Annotated in this window: 22 protein-coding genes; 14 read left to right on the forward strand and 8 right to left on the reverse strand. The window is 73.9% G+C overall.

The window, feature by feature from the left end:
• Positions 1–103 precede the first annotated feature (103 nt).
• Positions 104–1,429: a GTP-binding protein gene (locus tag E1211_RS07040; RefSeq protein WP_207915286.1), complete on the forward strand. Its 1,326-nt coding sequence runs from the start codon at positions 104–106 to the stop codon at positions 1,427–1,429.
• Positions 1,426–1,689, forward strand: coding sequence for a type B 50S ribosomal protein L31 (locus tag E1211_RS07045; RefSeq protein ID WP_132346625.1), 264 nt, complete (start codon positions 1,426–1,428; stop codon positions 1,687–1,689). The genes E1211_RS07040 and E1211_RS07045 overlap by 4 nt, the downstream gene beginning before the upstream one ends.
• A 30-nt stretch (positions 1,690–1,719) precedes the next feature.
• On the opposite strand, the gene E1211_RS07050 is transcribed toward E1211_RS07045, so the two are convergent.
• Positions 1,720–2,385 carry a TetR/AcrR family transcriptional regulator gene (locus tag E1211_RS07050; protein ID WP_132346627.1) on the reverse strand — a complete coding sequence of 222 codons (666 nt, stop codon included), beginning with the start codon at positions 2,383–2,385 and terminating at the stop codon, positions 1,720–1,722.
• A 378-nt stretch (positions 2,386–2,763) separates the two neighbouring features.
• On the opposite strand from E1211_RS07050, the gene ileS reads away from it, so the two are divergent.
• Complete coding sequence (gene ileS, locus E1211_RS07055) at positions 2,764–5,886, forward strand: isoleucine--tRNA ligase (RefSeq protein ID WP_132346629.1); 3,123 nt, start codon at positions 2,764–2,766, stop codon at positions 5,884–5,886.
• 51 nt (positions 5,887–5,937) lie between these two features.
• Here ileS and E1211_RS33795 read toward each other — a convergent pair whose 3' ends face one another.
• Positions 5,938–9,288 (reverse strand): AfsR/SARP family transcriptional regulator, encoded by a 3,351-nt coding sequence (locus tag E1211_RS33795; RefSeq protein WP_132346631.1) that lies wholly within the window; start codon positions 9,286–9,288, stop codon positions 5,938–5,940.
• A gap of 147 nt (positions 9,289–9,435) precedes the next feature.
• Between E1211_RS33795 and E1211_RS07065 the strand changes: the two genes are divergently transcribed.
• The 3 genes from E1211_RS07065 to E1211_RS07075 all read left to right on the forward strand — a co-directional run bounded on the left by E1211_RS07065 (position 9,436) and on the right by E1211_RS07075 (position 12,101).
• Positions 9,436–10,308 (forward strand): alpha/beta hydrolase, encoded by an 873-nt coding sequence (locus E1211_RS07065; protein WP_132346633.1) that lies wholly within the window; start codon positions 9,436–9,438, stop codon positions 10,306–10,308.
• Between the two features lie 183 nt (positions 10,309–10,491).
• A complete protein-coding gene (locus E1211_RS07070; protein ID WP_132346635.1) occupies positions 10,492–10,827 on the forward strand; it encodes a YciI family protein in 336 nt (111 codons plus the stop codon).
• 11 nt (positions 10,828–10,838) lie between these two features.
• Positions 10,839–12,101 carry an RNA polymerase sigma factor gene (locus E1211_RS07075; RefSeq protein WP_132346637.1) on the forward strand — a complete coding sequence of 421 codons (1,263 nt, stop codon included), beginning with the start codon at positions 10,839–10,841 and terminating at the stop codon, positions 12,099–12,101.
• A gap of 56 nt (positions 12,102–12,157) precedes the next feature.
• On the opposite strand, the gene E1211_RS07080 is transcribed toward E1211_RS07075, so the two are convergent.
• Together E1211_RS07080 and E1211_RS07085 are read right to left on the reverse strand one after the other, a co-directional pair.
• Positions 12,158–13,066 (reverse strand): LLM class flavin-dependent oxidoreductase, encoded by a 909-nt coding sequence (locus E1211_RS07080; RefSeq protein WP_132346639.1) that lies wholly within the window; start codon positions 13,064–13,066, stop codon positions 12,158–12,160.
• Entirely contained in the window at positions 13,063–15,357 is a 2,295-nt protein-coding gene (locus E1211_RS07085; protein WP_132346641.1) for an LLM class flavin-dependent oxidoreductase, read from the reverse strand. Before E1211_RS07085 ends, E1211_RS07080 begins: the two co-directional genes overlap by 4 nt.
• Before the next feature lie 134 nt (positions 15,358–15,491).
• Between E1211_RS07085 and E1211_RS07090 the strand changes: the two genes are divergently transcribed.
• From E1211_RS07090 to E1211_RS07100, 3 genes are read left to right on the forward strand one after another with little or no spacing between them, the layout of a single operon-like run.
• Positions 15,492–15,971: a MarR family winged helix-turn-helix transcriptional regulator gene (locus E1211_RS07090; protein ID WP_132346643.1), complete on the forward strand. Its 480-nt coding sequence runs from the start codon at positions 15,492–15,494 to the stop codon at positions 15,969–15,971.
• Between the two features lie 41 nt (positions 15,972–16,012).
• Positions 16,013–16,270 (forward strand): hypothetical protein, encoded by a 258-nt coding sequence (locus E1211_RS07095; RefSeq protein WP_132346645.1) that lies wholly within the window; start codon positions 16,013–16,015, stop codon positions 16,268–16,270.
• Entirely contained in the window at positions 16,267–17,223 is a 957-nt protein-coding gene (locus E1211_RS07100) for an anti-sigma factor RsbA family regulatory protein (protein WP_132346647.1), read from the forward strand. The genes E1211_RS07095 and E1211_RS07100 overlap by 4 nt, the downstream gene beginning before the upstream one ends.
• Positions 17,224–17,340: 117 nt before the next feature.
• Here E1211_RS07100 and E1211_RS07105 read toward each other — a convergent pair whose 3' ends face one another.
• The 3 genes from E1211_RS07105 to E1211_RS07115 all read right to left on the reverse strand — a co-directional run bounded on the left by E1211_RS07105 (position 17,341) and on the right by E1211_RS07115 (position 20,540).
• A complete protein-coding gene (locus E1211_RS07105; protein WP_120673560.1) occupies positions 17,341–17,559 on the reverse strand; it encodes a hypothetical protein in 219 nt (72 codons plus the stop codon).
• 80 nt (positions 17,560–17,639) lie between these two features.
• Positions 17,640–18,098, reverse strand: a complete 459-nt coding sequence (locus E1211_RS07110; protein WP_132346649.1) for a hypothetical protein — start codon at positions 18,096–18,098, stop codon at positions 17,640–17,642.
• Between the two features lie 3 nt (positions 18,099–18,101).
• Complete coding sequence (locus E1211_RS07115; RefSeq protein WP_132346651.1) at positions 18,102–20,540, reverse strand: molybdopterin oxidoreductase family protein; 2,439 nt, start codon at positions 20,538–20,540, stop codon at positions 18,102–18,104.
• Between the two features lie 140 nt (positions 20,541–20,680).
• Between E1211_RS07115 and E1211_RS07120 the strand changes: the two genes are divergently transcribed.
• A complete protein-coding gene (locus E1211_RS07120; protein WP_132346653.1) occupies positions 20,681–21,205 on the forward strand; it encodes a DUF421 domain-containing protein in 525 nt (174 codons plus the stop codon).
• A 121-nt stretch (positions 21,206–21,326) separates the two neighbouring features.
• Complete coding sequence (locus E1211_RS33700; RefSeq protein ID WP_256371314.1) at positions 21,327–21,458, forward strand: hypothetical protein; 132 nt, start codon at positions 21,327–21,329, stop codon at positions 21,456–21,458.
• 54 nt (positions 21,459–21,512) lie between these two features.
• Here E1211_RS33700 and E1211_RS07125 read toward each other — a convergent pair whose 3' ends face one another.
• Positions 21,513–21,920 carry a four-helix bundle copper-binding protein gene (locus E1211_RS07125; protein ID WP_132346655.1) on the reverse strand — a complete coding sequence of 136 codons (408 nt, stop codon included), beginning with the start codon at positions 21,918–21,920 and terminating at the stop codon, positions 21,513–21,515.
• A 168-nt stretch (positions 21,921–22,088) separates the two neighbouring features.
• On the opposite strand from E1211_RS07125, the gene E1211_RS32365 reads away from it, so the two are divergent.
• Genes E1211_RS32365 through E1211_RS07135 form a run of 3 tightly spaced genes read left to right on the forward strand, consistent with a single transcriptional unit; the run spans position 22,089 to position 23,313 of the window.
• The gene (locus tag E1211_RS32365) at positions 22,089–22,445 is read left to right on the forward strand and encodes a hypothetical protein (RefSeq protein WP_165947197.1); all 357 of its coding nucleotides are present in this window, start codon (positions 22,089–22,091) and stop codon (positions 22,443–22,445) included.
• Complete coding sequence (locus E1211_RS32370; RefSeq protein WP_165947198.1) at positions 22,442–22,945, forward strand: universal stress protein; 504 nt, start codon at positions 22,442–22,444, stop codon at positions 22,943–22,945. The genes E1211_RS32365 and E1211_RS32370 overlap by 4 nt, the downstream gene beginning before the upstream one ends.
• A complete protein-coding gene (locus E1211_RS07135) occupies positions 22,942–23,313 on the forward strand; it encodes an SAV_915 family protein (RefSeq protein ID WP_132346659.1) in 372 nt (123 codons plus the stop codon). The genes E1211_RS32370 and E1211_RS07135 overlap by 4 nt, the downstream gene beginning before the upstream one ends.
• The last annotated feature ends 19 nt before the right edge of the window (positions 23,314–23,332 follow it).

The raw sequence follows: 23,332 nt of genomic DNA on the forward strand, positions 1-23,332 counted from the left end.
CAGGTGCCGCGACAGCGGGGTGCCGCCCGGCCACCCCGCGCGTCGGACCGGTTCGGCCATCACCCTATAATGACAATCGTTTTCAACAAGCGACGAGAGGATCGTGATGTCGACGTCACCACTCGCGCCCGCCGGCACCGTGGCCGGAGAGGCCGACCTGCGGCCGTCACTGACCGTGCTGAGCGGCTTCTGGCCGGCGACCACGTACGCCGTCGCCCGCGCCCTGCTCGCGGCGGACCCGTCCCTGCTGCTGGTGCGCCACGACCTCACCGAGGTGCACGTGGGCTCGGTCCAACGCATCGTCCGCGACGGCGACGGCCTGCTGGAGGACGTGCGCGTCGACCTCGCGCACGGGTGCGTCTCCTGCACGCTCCGCGAGGACGTGCTGCCCACCCTGGCCCGGCTCGCCCGGACGCACCCCGGTCGGGACCTGATCCTGATGCTCCCCGAGGTGGCCGAGCCGGAGGCGGTCGCCGCGGCCTGCGCGCACTGCCTCGTCGACGGCGCACCCGTCACCGACCTGCTGCGCGTCGACTCCTACGTCACGGTGGTGGACGCCGAACACCTGATCGACGGACTGGCCAGCACCGACGACCTCAAGACCCTCGGCATCCACGCGGCCGCCGACGACGACCGTGCCGTGGCCGACGTGGTGGTGCGCCAGATCGAGTACGCCGACACCATCGTCCTCTGGGGAGTCTCCCGCGACGGGGAGTTCGACACCAGCCGGCTCTCCGTGCTGCTGGACCGGATGGCGCCGTGGACCACTCAGGTCCGGGTCGACGCGGAACTGGTCGACACCCACGCGCTGAGCCGGCAGCTGCGCGACACCCGACGTCACCGGCCCGACACGCCGGGCGTACTGACCCGCGGCCTGGAGGGGTACGCGCTCGGTGTGCACGAGCCGCACCCGGACTGCGGGGTCGTCTCCGTGGTGTTCCGGGCGCGCCGCCCGTTCCACCCCGAGCGTCTGCACGACGTGCTGGAGGAGCTCAACGGCGAGGCGCTCCGATCACGCGGCCACCTGTGGCTGGCCAGCCAGCCGGACTCGGTGATCGCCTGGGACTTCGCCGGCGGCGGCCTCGCCCTCGGTTCGCTCGGACGCTGGCTCGCCGCGCTGCCCGACGAGCACTGGGCCGACGCCTCCGACCACCGGCGGCTCGCCGCCGCTCTCGACTGGGACCCCTACTACGGCGACCGCCACCACCATCTGGTCTTCATCGGCCTGGACCTGACCGCCGCCGAACTGCACCGCACCCTCGCCACGTGCCTGCTCACCGACGCCGAGCTGGCCGACGGCGAGGAGACCTGGCGCAGCTATCCCGATCCGTTCGTCGGCTGCTTCCCCCTCGCCACCCTCACCCCGGACGGCGGCCCCGACCCCGATCTGCCCGCCAGTCCCGCCGACACCCAAGGAGAGAGCGCATGAAGCGCGGCATCCACCCCGAATACCGGCCGATCGTCTACCGCGACCGCGCCGCCGACTTCGCCTTCCTCACCCGCTCCACCGCCACCAGCGACCAGACCGTCGAGTGGATCGACGGGAACACCTATCCGGTCGTCGACGTGCAGATCTCCTCCGCCAGCCACCCGTTCTGGACGGGCAGGCAGCGACTCGTCGACAGCGCCGGACGGGTGGAGCGGTTCCGGGCCCGCTACGCCCGGCACGGGGCACGACGGCCACGCTGAGATCGGGATCCCGTGACGGTTCGGCCGCGGTCAGTCGACCGGCGGCTCCTGCCCGGCGGGGCGCCGGTAGACGCCGTACCACCAGGTGTTGGCGAGTTCGCGGGCGGCGGCCTCGTCGCCGCTGCCGTCGTCGGTGGCCACGTGGTCGGCGAGGAAGCGCTCGCCGCCGATCACGATCAAGCGGCTCGCGGCCGGGATGTCGACGTCCCGCGGCGCCCGTGCGGCGCGCTGCTCCTCCTCCAGCACCTGGACGGTACGCGCGAGGAACTGCTCGAGCCGCTCCCGCCAGAATCGGCGGACCGCCGGCTCGTACCCGGACACCTCGTTGATGGCGGCGAGCACCCCGCTGTGCCGCCGGTAGACGGCGATGATCTCCCGGAAGCCGGCCACCAGGGTCTCCAGCCCGGCCGCGCCGCCGGCGGGCCTGCCCGTCTCCGCCGGCTGCCACTCCCCGGCTATCCCGAACGAGGCGGCGGTGAACGACTCGGCGAGCCGTAGCAGGAGCTGGGTCTTGTCCGCGAAGTGCATGTAGAAGGTCGACCGGGCGACACCCGCCTCCCGCGCGATGCGCTGCACCCCGAGCTCCGTGAAGCTCTCCCCCTCGGCGAGCAGGTGCTCGGTGGTGGCGAGGATCCGCGCCTCGACGGGGAGACGGCGGTCGGCCCCGCCGGAGGGTCGCCGCGTGATCGAAGGCATGTCCAGATCCTAGGCGTCGCCGCCGGACCCCCGGCAGGTCTTCTCGGACATGGTGTCCGAGCAGGCTGTATCACGAGGCGGCCGGCGGGCTATCACCGTCGTGGGGCCACCCCCGGCTGGGATAGGATGCGTGCGGAAGGCGCAGATGGGGACGAGTACCGTCGCACGCAGCCAGGAGCGATCCGGGGATGGTGGAAGCCCGGAGGTGTGCGCGGCGGGAAGATCACCCCGGAGCCGTCGGAAGAAAGGCCGCGAGGCCGAGTAGACCCGACCACACCCGAAACGAGAGGGCCGGACACCGGCCAAGGAGGGTGGTACCGCGGGGCCACGGCCTCGTCCCTCCGGCGGAGCTTCAGCACACGCGCCGACGGAGGAGCGATGTACCGCAGCGTACCGACGCAGGTCGATCTGCCCGACCTCGACCACCACGTCCTGCACTTCTGGCACGCGAACAGCATCTTCAGGCGCAGCCTGGAGCAGTCCGAGGGCCGGCCGGAGTGGGTCTTCTACGAGGGGCCGCCGACCGCCAACGGCATGCCCGGCGCCCACCACATCGAGGCGCGCGTCTTCAAGGACGTCTTCCCGCGCTACAAGACCATGAAGGGCTTCCACGTCGCCCGCAAGGCCGGCTGGGACTGCCACGGCCTGCCCGTCGAACTCGCCGTCGAGCGGGAACTCGGCTTCTCCGGCAAGCAGGACATCGAGAAGTTCGGCATCGCCGAGTTCAACGCCCGCTGCCGCGAGTCGGTGACCCGGCACACCGACGCGTTCGCCGAGCTCACCGAGCGCATGGGCTACTGGGTCGACATGGACGACGCCTACCGGACCATGGACCCGGAGTACATCGAGTCCGTCTGGTGGTCGTTGAAGCAGATCTTCGACAAGGGCCTGCTGGTCGAGGACTTCCGGGTCGCCCCGTGGTGCCCGCGCGACGAGACCGGCCTCTCCGACCACGAGCTCGCCCAGGGCTACGAGACCGTCGTCGACCCGTCGGTCTTCGTCCGGTTCCCGCTCACCTCCGGCCCGCTGGCCGACCGGGCCGCCCTGCTGGTCTGGACCACCACCCCGTGGACGCTGCCGTCGAACGTCGCGGTGGCGGTCCACCCCGACGTGCGGTACGTGGTCGCCAGTGACGGCAACGAGCAGCTCGTCGTCGCCGAACCGCTGCTGGCGTACGCGCTGGGTGACGGCTGGGAGCTCACCGGCGAGTCGTTCAAGGGCAAGGAGCTGGAGCGGTGGACCTACCGGCCCCCGTTCGACCTCGTCGAGGTACCCGACGCGCACTACGTCGTCCTGGCGTCCTACGTGACCACGGACAGCGGCACCGGCCTCGTCCACCAGGCGCCCGCGTTCGGCGCGGACGACCTGGCCACCGCCCGGACGTACGGGCTGCCGATGGTCAACCCGGTGCAGTCGAACGGGCGCTTCGAGCCGGACATCCCACTGATCGGCGGGCGGTTCTTCAAGGAGGCCGACCGGCCCCTGATCGAGGACCTCCAGCTGCGGGGGCTGCTCTTCAAGAACGTCCCGTACGAGCACACCTACCCGCACTGCTGGCGCTGCCACACCGCGCTCATCTACTACGCCCAGCCGTCCTGGTACGTACGGACCACCGCCGTGCGCGACGCGCTGCTGCGGGAGAACGAGCGCACCACCTGGCACCCGGGCACGGTCAAGCACGGCCGCTACGGCGACTGGCTCAACAACAACGTCGACTGGGCGCTCTCCCGGCGGCGGTACTGGGGCACCCCGCTGCCCATCTGGCGCTGCGCGAACGACCACCTGACCTGCGTCGGCTCGCTCACCGAGCTGAGCGAGCTGACCGGCACCGACGTGACCGGGCTCGACCCGCACCGGCCGTTCATCGACGAGGTCACCTTCGCCTGCCACTGCGGCGAGACCGCCCGCCGGGTGCCCGAGGTCATCGACGCCTGGTACGACTCCGGCTCCATGCCGTTCGCCCAGTTCGGCTACCCGTACCGGAACAAGGAGCTGTTCGAGCAGCGCTACCCGGCGCAGTTCATCTCCGAGGCCATCGACCAGACCCGTGGCTGGTTCTACACCCTGATGGCCGTCGGCACGCTGGTCTTCGACCGCTCCCCGTACGAGACGGTGGTCTGCCTCGGCCACATCCTCGCCGAGGACGGCCGGAAGATGTCCAAGCACCTGGGCAACATCCTGGAGCCGATCCCACTGCTGGAGCAGCACGGCGCGGACGCGGTGCGCTGGTTCATGGCCGCCGTCGGCTCGCCCTGGTCCGCCCGGCGGGTCGGGCACACCGCGCTCCAGGAGGTCGTCCGCAAGACCCTGCTGACCTACTGGAACACGGTCGCCTTCCAGTCCCTCTACGGCCGTACCGCCGGGTGGACCCCGTCGGCCGGGGACCCGGCCCCGGCCGACCGGCCGGTGCTGGACCGGTGGCTGCTCTCCGAGCTGAACACCCTGGTCCAGCAGGTCGACGCCGCGATGGCCGACTTCGACACGCACCAGGCCGGCCGGCTGCTCGCCACGTTCGTGGACGACCTGTCGAACTGGTACGTACGGCGCAGCCGGCGCCGCTTCTGGCGGGGTGACCGGGCGGCGCTCGCCACCCTGCACGAGGCGTTGCGCACCGTCACGCTGCTGCTGGCGCCGCTCACCCCGTTCATCACCGAACGGGTCTGGCAGGACATGGTCGTGCCGGTCGACCCGGAGGCGCCGCAGTCGGTGCACCTCGCCCCGTACCCGGTCGCCGACGAGTCGCTGATCGACCCGTCGCTCTCCCGGCAGATGGCGCTCGCCCGGCGGCTGGTGGAGCTGGGCCGGGCGGCCCGGGCCGACTCCGGCATGAAGGTGCGGCAGCCGCTGTCGCGGGCGCTGGCCTCGGCGGGCGGCTTCGAGGAGCTCTCGCCGGAGCTGCTGGCGGAGATCGCCGCCGAGCTCAACATCGGTTCGGTCGACCCGGTGGGTGGGGCCGGCGGGTCGCTCGTGGACACCACCGCCAAGGCGAACTTCCGCACGCTGGGCAAGCGGTTCGGCAAGACGGTGCAGCAGGTCGCGGCGGCGATCGCGGCGGCCGACGCGGCCGCGCTGAAGGACTCGCTGCGCGACACCGGATCGGCCACCGTCCAGGTCGGCGAGGAGACGGTGACGCTCGGCCCGGACGAGGTGGTGGTCACCGAGACGCCGCGTGAGGGCTGGGCGGTGGCCAGCGACGCCGGCGCGACGCTGGCGCTCGACCTGCACCTCACCCCGGAGCTGCGGCGGGCCGGCGTGGCCCGCGACGCGATCCGGCAGATCCAGGAGGCCCGCAAGAGCAGCGGCCTGGAGGTGACCGACCGGATCGAGCTGCGCTACCGCGCGGACCGCGAGGAGACCGCGCTGGCCCTGCGCGAGCACCGTGACCTGGTCGCCGAGGAGGTGCTGGCGGCCGACTGCGCCGAGGGCGAGCCGTCCTGGGCCGACGCGGAGCCGTTCACCGACGAGTCGCTGGGTCTGACCTTCTGGCTCCGGAAGTCCTGAGCCGACAGCGGGTGCTCCGGGCCGGCCACGGCCCGGAGCACCCGTGCCGCGTCACGACGCCGCCGCGAGGCGGGCCACGAGCGCCCGCGCCGTCCGGTCGTGGGCGGCGGCCTCCTCGTCCCGGCCGAGCGCGGTGGCCAGGTCGGCCAGGTGCCGGGCCACCGGGCCGAGGCTGAGCACACCGCTGCCCGCCCCGCCCAACTCGGCCGCGGCGGGCAGCAGCTCGGCGTACGCGTACCGGATCGTCGGCTCGTCCTCGACGGCGAGCGCGGCCCGGGCGGTAAGGCAGAGGCGGGCCTCCCGGAGCAGGTCGTGCGGCGATCCGGGGAGCGTGCGCAGGGCGGCGACGGCCTCGTCCCGGCCTCCGGCGGCGGCCAGCTCCAGCGCCCGCGCCCACGGCTCGTACGGACCCAGCTCCCTCGCGTCGGGCACCGGCACGGGCGCGCCCGGAGGCGTGTCGGCCAGCCGCAACGACAGCAACGCGAGCGGTAGCAGACCCTCGGCCATGCCAGGCATTCCCGCCGTCGGGGTCCGGGCCGCCGCCCGCCGGTAGGCGGCCTCCGCCTCGGCTCGGCGTCCGAGCAGGGCGAGACGGAGCGCGGCGTACCACTCGGTGAAGACGCCCACCAGGGGCAGGTCGTGCCGGTCGGCGAGCCGGTCGGCGGCGGCCGCGGCCGCGTCGGCGGCGCCGAGATCGGCGAGCGCACAGCTCGCCTGCATCACCACGAGGTGGCCGAGCACCTCGAAGGTCACCAGTTCGTGCCGGGCGGCAAGGTCGGCCAGCTCCGCGCCGAGCCGCGCGCGCTGCGGGGCCAGGCCGGTCCGCTCGAAGGAGTGCATGAAGCGGGCGTTGAGCGCGAACGCCAGCAGCGCCGGCCGGCGCAGTCGCCGCGCGATGGCCTCCGCCTCGACGGCCGCCCGGCGGCCCCGGTCTCCGGTGGTCCCCCGCAGCTCCAGAGCGAGCGTGCCGAGCAGCCGGCCGCGCAGCTCCGGGTCGTCCGCGCCGACCGTGCCCAGCGTCCGGTCGACAGCCGTCACGATTCGACCGGAGAGCTCCTCGTCGTCGTTGCGGGTCCACACCGCCGGCACGTCGAAGGCGGTGAGCACCGCGGCGACCAGGGGCGGATCGTCGAGCGTCTCGGCCGTGCCGATCGCCTCGGCGCGGTAGCGGCGGGTGTCGTCCAGGTGCCCGGTCACGGCCAGCGCCCGGCCGAGACCCATCATCGCCACCAGCCGTGCGCGCACGTCGGCGTCGCCGGCCCGGTCGTGGGCGTCGACCGCCTGCTGCCACAGGCGGACCGCCTGGTACGGGTGGGCGCGACGTTCGGCCTGCTCGGCGGCGAGCCGGGCGTACCGGCCGGCGCGCCCGGCGGTGGCCCGGTTCGCCGCTTCGCCGAAGTGGTGGGCCAGGGCCACCACGTCGTCGGGACGCAGCCGCTCGATCGCCGCACCGGCGGCGGTGTGCCAGCGGGTCCGGCGCGGCGCGGAGAGGTCGCCGTAGATCGTGTCCCGGACCAGGACGTGGGTGAACCTCAGCTCGCCGTCCTGCTCGGTGAGGAAGCCGGCCGCCAGGGCCTGGTCCAGCGCGTCGAGAACCGTCGCGTCGCCACCCGCGAGAACGGCCAGCACCTCCGGATCGACGTCCCGGCCGAGGACCGCGGCCTGCCGCAGCACGTCCTGCGCCGCCGGGGGGAGCCGGGTGAGCCGGTGCCGGATGACGTCCCGTACCCCGGCCGGCACCCGCTCCAGCGCCGCGTCACCCTCGGCCGCGAGGAGCCGGGCCAACTCCCGTACGAAGAACGGGTTGCCACCGCTGCGGCGCTGGATCGACCGCAGGGCGGGCCCGTCCGGGTCCCGCCCGGCGACGGCCCGGACCAGCTCACCGGTCGCCGGTTCGGCGAGCCCGCCCAGGTAGACGCGGAGGGGCTCGGTCCGGGCGAACCGGGCCAGCGCCGTGGTCAGCTCGGGCGTGATCTCGGTGGCCCGGTACGTGCCGACCAGCAGCACCGGGCCGGTGACCGGCTCCGGCTCGGTGAGCAGCGCGGCGAGCAGGTCGAGGGTGCCCTCGTCCGCGCGGTGCAGGTCGTCGAGGACCAGCAGCACCGGTCCGCGCCGCGCCGCCTCGGTGAGCTGCGCGGCGGCGGCGCGGTGCAGGCGGAACCGGGCCACCGCCGGATCGCTCCCGCCGCCGCCCGCGGGCTCCGGCTCGGCGGTGGGCGGCGCAGCTCCGGTCGCCGCCGTCAGCTGGTCGGCGATCTGCCGCCACGGCCAGGCCACCGGTGCGCCGTCGTACTCGGGGCTGCGGCCCCAGGCCGGAATCCAGCCGGCCGCCGCGAGCTCACCGGTCAGTGCCTCCGCGAGCGCCGACTTGCCGGCGCCCGCGTCGCCGGAGACCAGGGCGAGGCTCGGGGTGTTTCCCGCGGCCACCTGCTCGGCCGCCTGCCGGAGGCGGGCCAGTTCACCGTCCCGCCCGACGAGTGGGCGGCGCCCCGCCCCGCCGACCGGCTCGCCCGCCGCCGGCGCGGCGACCCGCGCGGATCGGGCGTCCGACCCCGCCGGGCGCGAGACGGGCGCGGGTATGGCCGGGCCGGCGGACGTGGCCGGGGCCGGCGGGCCGGCGAGGTGCGGCGCCTGGGCGAGGACGTCCGCCTCCAGCTGCCGCAGCCGGGGGCCGGGGTCGACACCGAGCCGCGCCACCAGCGTCTCCCGGGCACGGCGCAGCGCCGCCAGCGCGTCGCCCTGCCGGTCCGCGCGGTACAGGGCGAGGGCGAGCAACCGCCAGGCGTCCTCCCGCAGCGGCTGGTCGGCGACGTGCGCCCGCAGGTCGGAGGCGGCCTCGGCGGCCCGGCCGGCGGAGAGCAGCGCCTCGGCCCGTCGCTCGACCGCCAGCAGCCGCAGCTCGTCGAGCCGATCGATCTCCGCGCGGGCCCAACTCCAGCCGGCGTACTCGGCGTAGGCGGGGCCCCGCCAGAGGGCGAGCCCCTCGTCGAGGCGGGCGAGCGCGGCACCGGCGTCCCCGGCCGTGAGCAGCTCCGCCGACTCGCTGACCGCCGCCTCGAAGCGCCAGGCGTCCACCGCGCCGGCGGCGGGGTGCAGCGCGTACCCGGGCGGCACGGTCACCAGCAGGCGGGACGGTTGGCGGGGCGGCCGCTCGGGCTCCAGGGCACGGCGCAGGTCGGCCACGAAGGTGCGCAGCGCGGCCACGCCCCCTTCCGGCGGCTCCGCCCAGAGCGCGTCGAGCAGCCGGTCGACCGGTACCACCCGACCCCGGGCGACCAGCAGCCGGGCCAGCACGGCGCGTTGCCGTGCGCCCCGCAACGCCACCGGGCCGCCGGGGGCGTCGGCGCGTACCGCCCCGAGCACGCCGAAGGTCACCGCGGGCGCGGCCGGCTGGCTGGTCATGGCCCCCAATCTAGGTCGCCTCGGCCGCGCCGGAGGCGCCACTCATCCGACGCTGATCGGCTGCTGATCGCCCGGGCGCAGGCTCGACGCATACCGCCCGAGTGGGGCACCCGCCCCGCCCGGGCCGCCGAGAACGAGGGGTCAACCGTGGAGATCAAGGGCTTCGACTACCAGCGCGTCACCGTCGCGGACGGTGTGACGCTCCAGACGGCCGTGGGCGGTTCCGGCAGCCCGGTCGTCCTGTTGCACGGCTTCCCGCAGACGCATCTCATGTGGCGGCACGTCGCCGCCGACCTCGCCGCGGACCACACGGTGATCTGCCCCGACCTGCGTGGGTACGGCGCCAGCGACAAGCCCGCCGACACCGACGGTGAACGGTACGCCAAGCGGACCATGGCCGCCGACATCGTGGCGCTGGCCCGGGCGCTGGGGCACGAGCGGTTCGCCCTGGCCGGCCATGACCGCGGTGCGCTGGTCGCCGTGCGGGCCGGCCTCGACCACCCGGACGCGGTCACCCACCTCGCCGCGCTCGACGTGCTGCCCACCCTCGACATGTGGGACGTCCTGCACGGCACCACCGCCGCCGTCGGTTTCCACCTGTACCTCATGGCCCAGCCGCCGGGCCTGCCCGAGCGGCTGATCAGCGGAAGCCCGGACGCCTTCTTCGGGCATTTCCTGGACGTCTGGACCCGGAATCCGGAGGCGATCCCCGCCGACGTGCGGGCCGCCTACCTGGCGGCGTCCCGGTCGGCGGTCACCTCGATCGTGGCCGACTACCGGGCGACGGCCGGGATCGACGTCGCCCACGATCAGGCCGACCGGGCGGCCGGGAACCGGCTGCGAATGCCGGTGACGGTTCTCCAGCAGGACTGGGGCGCCGCGCTCGGCTACGACGCGGCGGAGCTGTGGCGGGCGTGGGCACCGGACCTGGAGCACCGCACCGTCTCGTCGGGCCACTTCATGGCCGAGGAGGCGCCGGCGGAGGTCGTCGAGGCGCTGCGAACGCTGCTCGCCCGGTAGCGGGCGGCCGCAGGGCGCGCAGTCACAGCGCGTGATCTCACCCGACGTGACGGTCCGTGGCGGGTCGGCCCCTGACAGCGCGCAGGAAGAAGAACGACGAGAATCTTCCGCAGGGCGTGTCGATTCGCGCCGGTCCCGTTCGTCGTCAGACCGTAAGGCAGCCGGAGACGACAGGAGTCGGACATGAAGTACATGCTGCTGATCTACAGCGGATCCGCGGACGCACCGGACGAGTGCACGGTCGAGGACTGGATGGCCTACGACAAGGAGGCGCGGGAGGCCGGTGTCGTGGTCTCCAGCCACTCACTGGCCGACCTGATCACCGCCACCACCGTCCGCGTCGGGAGCAGCGGCGAGCGGACCGTCACCGACGGGCCGTTCGCCGAGTCCCGGGAGGTGCTCGGTGGCTACTACGTCATCGACGTGCCGGATCTCGACGTCGCCGTGGACTGGGCCGCCCGCTGCCCCGGGTCACGCGGCAGCGGGGCGGTCGAGGTCCGGCCGATCGCCGAGTTCTGAGGTCGACCGGAATGGGCGAGTGGGCAGCCGGCGCGCGCGCCTCGGTCGAGGCGGTCTTCCGCGAGGAGCGCGGCCGGCTGCTCGCCGCCCTGGCGCACCGCTTCGGCGATCTCGATCTCGCCGAGGACGTCGCCTCCGAGGCGATCGAGGCGGCCCTGGTGCACTGGCCGGTCGACGGCGTACCGGCCCGGCCCGGCGCCTGGCTGCTCACCACCGCCCGCCGCCGGGCCGTCGACCGGCTCCGGCGCGACCAGGCGTACGCGGCCCGGCTGGCGCTCATCGCGGCCGAGGCGGAGCGGGCCGACACGACCGCCCCGGTGAGCGACGACGACGGCCTTCCCGACGAGCGGTTGCGGCTCTTCTTCACCTGCGCCCACCCGGCGCTGCCGGCCGCGGACCGGGGCGCGTTGACCCTGCGCTCCCTGGCCGGGCTGACCACGCCCGAGGTCGCCCGGGCCTACCTGGTGCCGACGGCGACGATGGCCCAGCGGCTGGTCCGCGCCAAGAAGAAGATCTCCGAGGCGCGCATCCCGTTCCGGGTGCCCGGGCCGAAGGAACTGCCCGGCCGCCTGCCCGGCGTGCTCCAGGCCGTGTACTCGATCTTCACCGAGGGGTACGCGGCCAGCTCCGGTCCGCGGCTGCAGCGGCTCGACCTCGCCGAGGAGGCCATCCGGCTGGCCGGGATCCTGCGCCGGCTGCTGCCCGCCCAACGGGAGGTCGCCGGCCTGCTCGGGCTCATGCTGCTCGTGCACGCCCGGCGGGACGCAAGGATCGGTCCCGAGGGCGAGCTGGTGCTCCTCGACGCCCAGGACCGCAGCCGCTGGGACCGCGACATGATCGACGAAGGGCGGGCCCTGGTGCTCGTCGCGCTGACCGGTGGCGCGCCCGGACCGTACGGGGTGCAGGCCGCGATCGCCGCACTGCACGACGAGGCGGCCGACGAGGCGTCCACCGACTGGCCGCAGGTGGTGGCGCTCTACGACGTACTCCTCGCGTTGACGCCGTCGCCGGTGGTGGCCCTGAACCGGGCCGTGGCGGTCGCGATGCGGGACGGCCCGGAGGCCGGCCTCGCGCTCCTGGACGAGCTGGCCGGCGAGGCACAGCTACGCGGCTACCACCCCTACCCCGCCGCCCGGGCCGGTCTGCTGCACCGGCTCGGCCGGCACGCGGAGGCGGCTGCCGCGTACCGGGAGGCGCTCGACCTCGCCGGCACCGAGCCGGAGCGGGAGCACCTGCGCGGCCGGCTCGCCGTCGTCGAGACGGCCGACGGGTGACCGCCGCCCGGCGGTGCCCCGATCCCGGAGCACCGCCGGAACGTCGAACGGCCGCGTCAGCGCGCGGTGCGGGCCCGCTCCTCGGCGACCAACTCCCGGGTGGCCGGGGCGACCTCGGCGGCGAAGATCTCGATCGTGGCGGGATCGTCGGCCATCAGGATGAAGGCACTCACCCCGTACTCCAGGGTCAGGCCGGCGAGATCCTCCGCCCACTGCTCCGGTGGGCCGTTGAGCAGCGACCGGCCGGTGGGCGAGAACTCGCCGCCGATGTTGAGCAACCGCCGGATCTGCGCCGGCTCCCGACCCGCCGCCGCGGCGGCCTCGTCGATCTGTGCGTTCATGCCGACCAGCTCGGCCGGCCCGTTCTTGAAGTACGGCAGGGACGGCAGCCAGCCGTCGGCCAACCGTCCGGTCAGCCGCAGCATCCGCGGCTTGTACGCGCCGACCCAGACGTTCACGTCGTGCGCCGGGGCGGGTCCCCGCTTGGCGCCGCTGACCCGGTAGTGCTCGCCGTCGACACGTACGCCGCCGGGCTTGTCGGCCGCCCAGACCTCACGGATGATCCGGATCGCCTCGTCCAGCGCGGTGATCGCCTGGCCGGCGCTGCGCCGCGGGCCGCCCATCGCCTCGATGGCGTCCCAGTAGGCGCCCGCGCCGATGCCCAGCTCGAACCGTCCGCCGCTGAGCAGGTCGAGGCTGGCCGCGCTGCGGGCGATCATCGCCGGCTGGCGCAGCGGCAGGTTGAGCACGTTGGCGCTGAGGTGCACCCGCTCGGTGCGCGCGGCCACGTAGCTCAGCAGCGTCCAGGTGTCGTGGAACCGCGGCTGGTACGGGTGGTCCTGGAAGGTGACCAGGTCCAGCCCGGCGCGGTCGGCGACCACGGCCAGGTCGACGGCGTGCCGGACGGGTTGCACGGTGGGCGTGGTGAAGGTGCCGAACAGTAGGTCGTGCCCGTAGTCGGTCATGACGTCGTCCTCGTTGCGGTGTCGGGTGTGATGGCGAAGTTGTCGCGGAAGAGGCCGTCCGGGTCGTACCGCTTCTTCAGCGTGCGCAGGCGGGCCAGCGTGCGGGGCGGGAACGCCTCGGTGAGACGTTCCGGTCGCAGGTCGGTCTCGAAGCTGAGGTAGGTGCCGTGCAGGTGCTCGGCGAGCAGGCCGTCCCAGAGCGCGTCGAGCCGGGCCCGGTGCCGCCCGAACGCGGTCACGTGGAAGTTGGCGTTCCGGTGGCTCCACGCCATCGCGTCCGGGTCCACGTCGGTGACCGCGCCGCCGATCGAGCGGAGGTGGAAGAAGTAGACGACCCCGCTGGCCAGCAGCCGGGCGGCGGCCGCCGCGAACTCGGGGGTGAGGCGGGTGAGCAGGCCGGTGCGGGAGATCGGTTCGCCCTGGGCCTGATGCGGCGCGTCGCTCGCGTTGGCCATCACCGAGGCGTACGAGGTGATGACCACCTGCTGGTCGTACCCGGGCGCGACGTCGGCGAGCGGCTGGAGCTGCGCCACGATCGTCGCGGGATCGTCCGAGTCGACCATCGCCATCACCTGCGCCACCGCCGGCTGGCCCAACCGGGGCGGACCCATGATGATCGCGCTGGTCAGGTCGCGCGGGGCGGCCTCGACCGCGGCGCCCCAGCGGGTCAGGAGGGCGGCGGGATCAGCGGCGTCCAGCGCGAACTGGGCCCAGCCGACCGGTCCGACCTCGTCCACCTCGAACTCGAAGGCGGTCACCACGCCGAAGTTGGCGCCGGCGCCGCGTACCGCCCAGAAGAGGTCGGAGTTCTCGGTGTCGCTGGCCCGGACGGCGCGCCCGTCGGCGAGGACCAGCTCGACCGCGCGCAGGTGGTCGATGGTGAGCCCGTGCTTGCGCGCCAGCCAACCGACGCCGCCCGCGGTGGCCAGCCCGCCCACGCCGACGCCGCCGTAGTCGCCGGAGGTGAGCGCCCAGCCGTGCGGGGCCAGCGCCTCGGCGACCTCCGTCCAGCGCGCCCCCGGGCCGATCCGGACCAGGCGACGTGCCTCGTCGAGCACCTCGATGCGGTTCAGGGCGCCGACGTCGATGACGATGCCGCCGTCGTTGGTCGACCGGCCGCTGATGCCGTGCCCGCCACTGCGGATACCGAGCGGCAGGTGCCGGTGCGCGCGGGCGAAGGCGAGCGCGTCGGCCACCTCGGCCGGGGTACGCGGTCGCAGGACGAGACCGGGCGCGCCGCCGCGCAGGTAGGTGGACCGTACCCGGGAGTAGGCGATGTCGCCGGGCTCCACGGCGCCGCCGGTGAGGGAGGCGGGCACCTCGTCGTACGCGATGCCGGGGCGCCGCTTGGCACGGACGGTGCCGCTGCGCTGGGCGGTGCGGGGCAGCGGCGCGGGCAGTGCCCGGTCGGCCGCCTCCCGCAGGGCCGGCGCCACCTCGCGCGCGAACCGCTCCATGGTCGCCACGTCGTCGGTGATCAGGATGAAGGTGCCGACACCGTCCTCGACGACCAGCGGCAGCAGGTCCTCGACCCAGCCGGTGGCCGGTCCGTGCAGGAATCCCTGGCGGGTCTCGGCGAACCGTCCGGAGACGTTGAGCAGGCGGCGGATCTCCGCCGGATCGCGGCCGGCCGCCCGGGCCGCCTCGTCAATGATCTTGTTGCCGGCGCGGACCGCGTCCGGACCGGCCGGGTCGAGCGTGCTGAGCCACCCGTCGGCCTTCTCGCCGACCAACCGCAGCAGCCGGGGGTCGGTTCCGCCGAGCCAGATCGGGATGTGGTGGGCCGGGAGCGGGCCGGCGGACGCGCCGTCGAGGCGGTGGTACGCGCCGCGGTAGCGAACCGGCGCCGGGTCGTCGGCGGCGAGCATGGCCCGGACGACGTCGACCGATTCGCCGAGCGCGTCGAAATCCGCACGCGCGGGGCCACCCGTCGCCCCGGCGGCGTCGAGACCGGTTCGGGGCTCGTGGTCGCCGGTGCCCAGGGCGAGTTCCACGCGGCCACCGGAGAGGAGGTCCAGGCTGGCGGTGGAGCGGGCGAGCACGGCCGGGGGCCGCGTCTCGGCGGTGAGCACGTTCGCCGCGAGGTGGATCCGCTCGGTCCGCCCGGCGACCCAGGCGAGCAAGGTCCACGTGTCCAGGTGCGCCGGCTGGCCGGGGTCGTCGGAGAAGGTGACCAGGTCGTAGCCGAGCGCCTCGCTGCGCCGGGCGAGCGCCACCGGAGTGTCGGGCGCGGCGTTCACCGGCGTGACCAACGTGCCGAACTCGAGGCGGTGGCCGTAGTTGCCTGTCACGACTGCCTCCCAAAGGTTGATGCGTCAACCAGACTACGGCGTTCACGGTCGATGTGCGTGTGATCCCGGTCATCCCCGGCCGGCCCGGGTTCCCGAGCCGGCCGGTCCGCCCCACCGCGAATTACGCTGGTCGGATGGGGGATCCCGGTAACCGGCTCGACGGGCGCGAGTACCAGAGTTGGCGCGCCTTCCACCGGATGCACGACCAGCTCTCGCTCGCCCTGAACCAGCACCTCCAGCGGGACGCGGGCATCTCCGAGCCCGACTTCCAGGTGCTCGCCGCGCTGGCCGAGGCGCCCGGCCGGGCGCTGCGCTCCCGCGAACTCCGCGAAGAGCTCCAGTGGGAGAAGAGCCGGCTCGCCCACCAGATCCGCCGGATGGAGCAGCGCGGCCTGGTCCTGCGGGACGACTGCCCGGAGGACGCCCGGGCGGCCACCGTCCGGATCACCGACGCCGGTCTGGCCGGCGTCCACGCCGCCGCCCGGGCCCACGCGGCCCTGGTGCGCGAACTCTTCTTCGACGCGCTCACCCCGGCGCAGCTCGACGCCTTCGACGAGGCCGGCGCGGCGGTGATCGAGCGACTGCGCCAGCGCTGCCCGGTCGAGGCGCCGTGATCGGGCGAGTGGGCCTAAACTGCCGGCATGAGGCCCCGGCCGTGACCGGCGAGCTGGACGACGCCGGCGAGGAGCTCTTCGTCACCGCGCTGGAGCGGGCCGACCTGCGAGCGGTCGACGGCCGGCTGGTGCTGGCGGCGCCCGGCCTGCGCTTCGTCGACCAGCGGGCGCTGACACGACTGCGCGAGTACGCCCGCCGCCGCGACTCCGCCGTGCTGCTGCGCACGCCGCACCCCGCCGCGGCGCGCCTGGCCGCCCTGCTCGATCTGCCCGGTCTCACCGCGGAGGTCACGCGATGAGGACGGGTGCCGCCGCGGGTCACCACGGCTACCTGCACGAGGCGGTCCGCTACGGCTCCGACGAGGAGCTGCTCGCCGTCGTGGTGCCGTTCCTGCGCGGCGGGGTCGAGGCCGGCGAGCCGACGTTCGTCGCCCTCGGCGAGCGCACCGGAGGGCTGGTGCGGGACGCTCTGCCCACCGGATCGGGCGTCGAGTTCCTGACCGGCGGCAGCGTCTACGCCCGCCCCACCGCCGCGATCCGCTCCTACCGGCAGTTGCTGGCCGACCGGGTGGCCGCCGGGGCCGGGCAGATCCGGATCATCGGTGAGCTGCCGCAGATCGCGTTCGGGCCGACCTGGGACTGGTGGGCCCGGTACGAGTCGGCGATCAACCACGCGTACGACGACTTCCCGCTCTGGAGCATGTGCGCGTACGACACCCGGATCACGCCACCGCACGTGCTCGAAGAGGTGGCCCGCACCCACCCGTGGTTCGCCACCCCGGGCGACGGGCACGCGCCCAGCCCGACGTACACGGAGCCGGCCGTCTACCTGCGCGAGGAGCGCGGCGCGCCGGCCGATCCGCTCCAGGCCACCGCACCCCTGATCGAGCTGACCGACCCCACGGCGGCGCAGGCCCGCGCCGCCGTGCAGGCGGTCGACCGGGGCGCGCTGCCGCGAGACGACGTCGACGATCTGGTCGTCGCCGTCAGCGAGACCGTCACCAACGCGCTGCGGCACGGGCGCACCCCGGTCCGGCTACGTCTCTGGGCCGGACCGGACCGGATCGTGGCGACCGTCAGCGACGCCGGGGACGGCCCGGAGGACCCGTTCGCCGGACTGCTCCCGGCCGGCAACGGCGCGACCGGCGGCCTCGGCCTCTGGATCACCTACCAGTCCTGCAACCACGTGAGCCTGCACCGGAGCGGCCCGGCCGGTTTCACGCTTCGGCTCACCGCCGGCAACCCGCACTGACCGGACGCTTCCCTGCCCGCCGCGCGTCGGTGGCCACCGGGCCATCGCGCCGGACGGCCCGCGTAACAGGCCGCTGAGCAGCAGCTCAGCGGCCTGGGCGGGTCGGCGCAGGCGCCGTCACTGAGGCAGCTGCCGCCAGGCCGGATGGTTGCCGCGCCAGGCACCGGCCAGGATGGCGGCCGCGGCGCGGCTCGGGCACTCCTGCACCCGGGACCGGCCGGACTCACCACCGATCTGGGCCTGGACCTCCCAGCGCTGCCCATCGGTGCGGATGTACACGTCCCGGCGTCCCCGCGCCGTCCGGTCACCGTTCCACCAGTGCTGCTCGACAATCACGTCGCTGACGCTATAGCACCGGTCCGACGGTGGTAAGGCCGCGCCCGCCTGATCGCCCCGGCCTGGCACATCGCGCGAAGTCACTCGGCCACCACGAGCGCCTGCGGAGCGGCCTGCTTCATCCGGCTACGCAGCCACTTCAGCTGCATGGCGGTCTCGCCCTCACACCGCCGGACGACCGCGAGCAGGTCCCGGTCCCGGGCGCCGTACGCGGCCTGCCCCACCACCGTCCAGCAGATGTCGCACTCGGCGGCCATCAGGTAGAGGTCCTGGAGGTCGCGCAGCAGTCCGATCCCGCCGCTGCGGGTGCCACCGAACAACTCCGAGTGCAGCCGGTCCGGCTCGGCGGGCGCCTCCTCGGCGTACCGGGCGGCGAACGGCCGCAGCAGCTCGGCGAACCCGTCGCAACGCTTCGCCTGCTGCTGACAGAGATGGAAGACGTCCGGCTCGTCCTGGTGCGCGGCGCCCACCTGCCGGAACGCGTCCGCCAGGTTGAGCTGGGCCCGGTGCAGCAGACCGAGATAGTGCGCGAGATGCACGGCTCACTCCCCTCCCGCGTGGCTGGTCGCCTCCGCCGCCGGGCCACCCACCGTCGCCGGAACCCCGGACACGACGGGCGCGCTGCCGCCCACCGTCGGCGCCGGCGACGGGACGCCCCCGCCGTCGGCGAGCCGGGACACCGCCACCGCGGCGACCTTGAAGAGCGGCTGTTTGGAGACCGGGTCCCAGGCGGTGATGGTCAGCTCGTTGGCGGCCCGCGGCGTACGGTCGGCCGGGTCCTGGTCGAACCAGCCGTAGTGGAACGGCAGGAAGACCACCCCGGGGCGGATGCCGCTCAGCCGCGCCCGGGCCTGCACGGCGCCGCGGGCCGAGGCGATACCGACCAGGTCCCCCTCGCCGATGCCGAGACGTTCGGCGTCGATCGGGTTGAGCTCCACCCAGACGTCCGGTGCGGCGGCGTTCAGCTGCGGCGCCCGACCGGTCTTCGTACGGGTGTGGAACTGGTAGACGGTGCGACCGGTGGTGAGCAGCATCGGGCGCTCCTCGTCGGGCACCTCCGGCGACGGCCGGTACTCGTCGGCGTGCAGGAACGCCCGCCCGCCCGGCTGCTTCGCCCGGTACTCGTCGGCGAGGAACTCGGCGCCGGTGGCCAGGTCCTGGCCGTAGGTCTCGCACACCTCCGGGTCGGTGGGGAAGACCCCGTCGACGTAGAGCCGTTCCGTGCCGTCGGGCTGGGCATCGGTGCACGGCCACTGGATGCCGCTGCCGCCGCGCAGCCGGTCGTAGCTGAGCCCGGTGTAGTCGCAGGGACGGCCCCGCGAGCACTCCTTCCACGCCTCGAACGCCTCCTCGGGGGTCGCCCACCCGATCAGCGGCCGGCCGTCGCGGTCGCGGAAGTCCATCCGCCGCGCGTAGTCCAGGAAGATGTCCAGGTCGGCGCGCGCCTCGCCGGGCGGGTCGACCGCCTTCTCGCTGAGGTGCACGGTCCGGTCCACGTTGGTGAAGGTGCCGGTCTTCTCCCCCCAGGTCGCGCCGGGCAGCACCACGTCGGCGAGCTCCGCCGTCTCGGTGAGGAAGAGGTCCTGCACGACCACGAAGAGCTCGGGCTGTCGCAGGATGTGCCGGATGCGGGAGAGGTCGGGCAGGGAGACGGCCGGGTTGGTGGCGCTGATCCAGAGCAACTTGATCGAGCCCTGTTCGGCGTACCGGAAGATCTGCATGGCGTGCGTGGGCGGCGCCCAGTGCGGGATGATCTCGGGTTCGACGTTCCACAGCCGGGCCAGCTCGGCGATGTGGTCGGGATTGTCCCAGTTACGCAGCCCGGGCAGGTCGCCGTCCGCACCGGTCTCCCGGGTGTTCTGCGCCGTCGGCTGGCCGTTCATCTGGTAGACGCCGGCCCCCGGACGGCCGATCATCCCCCGGATCAGGTGCAGGTTGTTGACCTGGCACGCCGCCGCGGTGGCCTGGTTGGACTGGTAGAAGCCCTGGAGCACGGTGGAGAGCAGGCGCCGCGACCCACCGAGGAGTTCGGCGGCACGGCGTACGTCCGAGGCGGGCACGTCGCAGATCTCGGCGACCCGCTCCGGCGGGTAACCGTCGACCGTACGGGACAGCTCCTCGAAGCCCAGCGTGTGCGCCGCCACGTACGCCTCGTCGTACCAGCCGTTGCGGATGACCTCCCGCAGCAGCCCGTTCAGCAACGCCATGTTGGTGCCGTTGCGGATCGGCAGGTGCACGTCCGCCTCGCGGGTCACGGCGGTGGAGCGCGGGTCGGCGGCGAGCATCGCCGGCGGGTTGGGACCACGCCGGCGGTCCAGCATCCGCATCCAGAGCACCGCCTGGGTCTCCGCGACGTTGTGTCCCCAGATCGCCAGCGCGTCGCAGTGGTCGATGTCGGCGTACGAGCCGGGCTGCCCGTCCGCGCCGAAGGTGGCCTTCAGCGCCGCCGCCGCGGTCGCCGTGCAGAGCCGGGTGTTGCCGTCCATGTGCGGCGTGCCGAGGCCCGCCTTCCCGAGCACGCCGAGGGTGTAGTACTCCTCGAGGAAGAGCTGACCGGTGGTGTAGAAGCCGAAGTGGCCCCAGCCGCCGGGACCGTCCAGCAGCTCCTTCGACCGGGCGACGATCCGCCCCATGGCGGTGTCCCAGTCGGTCTCCACCAGCTGCCCGCCCTCCCGCACCAGCGGGCGGGTCAGCCGGTCGGGGCTGTGGTTGGCCTGCCAGCCGTAGAGGTCCTTCGGGTCGAGCCGCCCCCGGTTGACCCGGTCCACCGCCCGGCCCCGTACGCCGACGATCCGGCCGTCCTTCACCGCGATGTCGAGCGCGTCGCCGTTGGAGTGCAGGATCGACGCCGACTGGACCCATCGGTCCACGTCCTCCGCTCGCAGGTCGCCGTCGAGGAAGGTGTCCACCCGTACCGGCCAGTCCTGGCCCGCCCCGTACGGGGTCCGCGGACCCCAGGGGTCGGCTATCCGGTCGACCACGTCCCACTCCCTCCGGCGCCATTGATCCGATCCTCACACCTGCCCGCTCCGAAACTGCCGAAACCGCGAACCGCGGCCGTTTTCGCCAACGGCGGGATCATGTCGAGGAATGGCACCGGGACGGACGGGTAGCCGGGTCCGTGGCCGACTGGGGACAGCTCTTCGTTCCGAGCACCCCGCTGCTGGAGACGGTCATCCGCGGAAGCGTGATGTACCTGGTGCTGTTCGGGCTGCTGCGGGTCATCCTCAAGCGGGAGAGCGGCACCACCGGCGTCACCGACCTGCTGGTCATCGTGCTGCTCGCCGACGCCGCGCAGAACGGCATGTCGGGCAACTACACGTCGATCACCGACGGCGTGCTGCTCGTCGCGGTGATCATCGGATGGTCGTACCTGCTCGACGCCGTGGCGTACGGGTGGCCGGCGGCGGCCCGGGTGATCCGGCCCAGCTCGCTGCTGCTGGTGCGCAACGGGGAGATCATGCACCGGAACATGCGCCGCGAACTCATCACGGACGAGGAGCTGCGGCAGCTGCTCCGGGAACAGGGCGTCGACGACATCTCGAGGGTGCGGGAGGCCCGGATGGAGTCGGACGGGCAGATCAGCGTCACCACCGACCACAAGCTCGACAACCCGCACCGCCGACGCAGACGACAGGCGCCCTGATCGCGGGCCGGTTTGCGCTCCCCGCCGAGGGGAAAGCGGGGGGTTGCCCGGCGCGAGGCCGCGCCTCGCGCCCGTCACACGGATGGAGGCTGAGATGACCGGCCGAGAGCAGCTGCACGAAATGCGTCAGCAGGCCCACAAGATGGGCATCGAGGGCAACTCCAAGATGACGGAGAGCCAGCTGAAGGACGCGATGAAGATGGCCGGCAAGGGCATGAGCCCGCAGGAGGCCAAGCAGAAGGCCAAGGGCTGACCCGTCATCCCGCCGGCCGTCCGGGTGGTTGCCCGGGCGGCCGGCGGTCGCGCGTCAGCTGATCGTGGCCAGCAGGTCCCGGCAGGCCCGCTCGCACTCCCGGCAGGCGTCGGCGCAGATCCGGCAGTGCTCGTGCATGTCGGCGTGCCGGGCGCACTCGTCGCCGCACGCCCGGCACGCCGTCGCGCACGCCTCCAGCAGGCTGCGGGTCACGTTGGCGTCGTAGCCGGTGTGCCGGGAGAGCACCCGGGCGGTGGTGGTGCAGACGTCGGCGCAGTCCAGGTCGGTCCGCACGCACTTGGTCAGCCCGGCCACCATGTCCTCGCTCAGGCAGGCGTCGGCGCACGCCGTGCACGCCTGGGCGCACGAGTTGATCGTGTCGATCACCGCGGCGAGCTTCGCCCGGTCCAGGTTGATCGACTTCGGGTACGCATCGAGCATCTGCCTCGTCACGCTGGCCATGCCGGCTCCTCCGATCGGCGGCGGTACGCTTCCGCTCCGCCGTACCCCCGCCCACCGCGTCCATGCCGGGGACCGGACGTGAACGGCGCGTCAAGAAACGCCCCGTCCACCGTCATATCGGCGTACAGACGCGGGTAGGGCCGCCCGGTGGCGCGTCACGATGGCGACATGACCTCACTTCGGTCGAGGTGGCCGGATCCCGAGCCGGCACCGGACGGCGTTCCCAGCGGCGACGAGCCCGTACGGCGCCACGAGGCGCTCGTCGGCGTGCGGCTGACCGCCGCCACCCCCGGCAGCCACCTCCTGGAGCACCTGCGGACCGAACCGTGCGCGGTGGCCGCCTGGTGGATCGCAGCCGACCTCGACGCCGTCGTACGACTCTCCGCCGACAGCCTGACGATGCTGCACCGCGCCGTGGCCGACCTGCGCCGGCGAGGCGGCGCGGAGGTCGTCGTCACGCTCAGCATCCTGCGCCCGCTCGATCTCTCCGAGGCCACCCCGGCGAACCTGGCGGCGTCGGCATGAGCCGTCCCACCACCGCCCGCCGCGTCGTCGTCGGCGTCGACAGGTCCTTCTGCGGTCTGCAGGCGCTGCGCACCGCCGTGAGCCTGGCGCAGCGCGAGAACGCCTGCCTGCACGCGGTACGCGCGTGGGCGTTCGTGCCGGTCTGGCGGCCGGGCACCATGCCCTGGCTCTGGCAGGGGGACCTGGCCCGCGCCGCCCGCGCGTACGTCCGAGAGGCGTTCGACGCGGCGCTGGGCGGCATGCCCCGAGACGTCGCGCTACGGATCGTCGCCGAGCAGGGGTACGCCGGCCAGGTGCTCGTCGACCACGCCTGCCGCGACGGCGATCTCCTCGTCGTGGGCAGTCCCCGCCGCGGCCGCTTCAGCGTGGCCGGCGGGCACGTGACCCGCTACTGCGTCAGCCACGCGAACGGACCCGTGGTCACGGTTCCCGCCCCCGCCTGGGCCCGCGCCGAAGCGATCCGACGCTTCGGCCGCGACCTCGAACGATTCACCCCGTGACCGGCCACCCGCCGGTCGTGCACCCGAAAGGCACCACGATGGACGAGCTCCCGGATACCTACGTCGTCCCGGTGCGCGCCACACCGGGACGGCAGGCGCTCATCGTGCGGACCGGCCGGCTACCCCAGGGGCAGCGGGTCGGTCTCGCGTTCACCGACCCGGAACGGCTCAACCGCGCTATGGGCGCGGACCAGCCGTGGACCCGGCTCTGCGAATCGGCCCTGCGGTCCATGCTGCGGCCGCTCGGCGTCGACCGGATCCAGGTCGATCCGCTCCTGGTGGCGCCCCCGGTACGCCCCGAGGCCCCCGCCGGCGCCTCCGCGCCGCAGCAGCCCATCGCCGCGCTTGCCGGAACCCGGGAGGCATAGGTGTCACAGACACCTCGCG

Source organism: Micromonospora sp. 15K316 (genome assembly GCF_004348525.1).
Taxonomy (GTDB): Bacteria; Actinomycetota; Actinomycetes; order Mycobacteriales; family Micromonosporaceae; genus Micromonospora.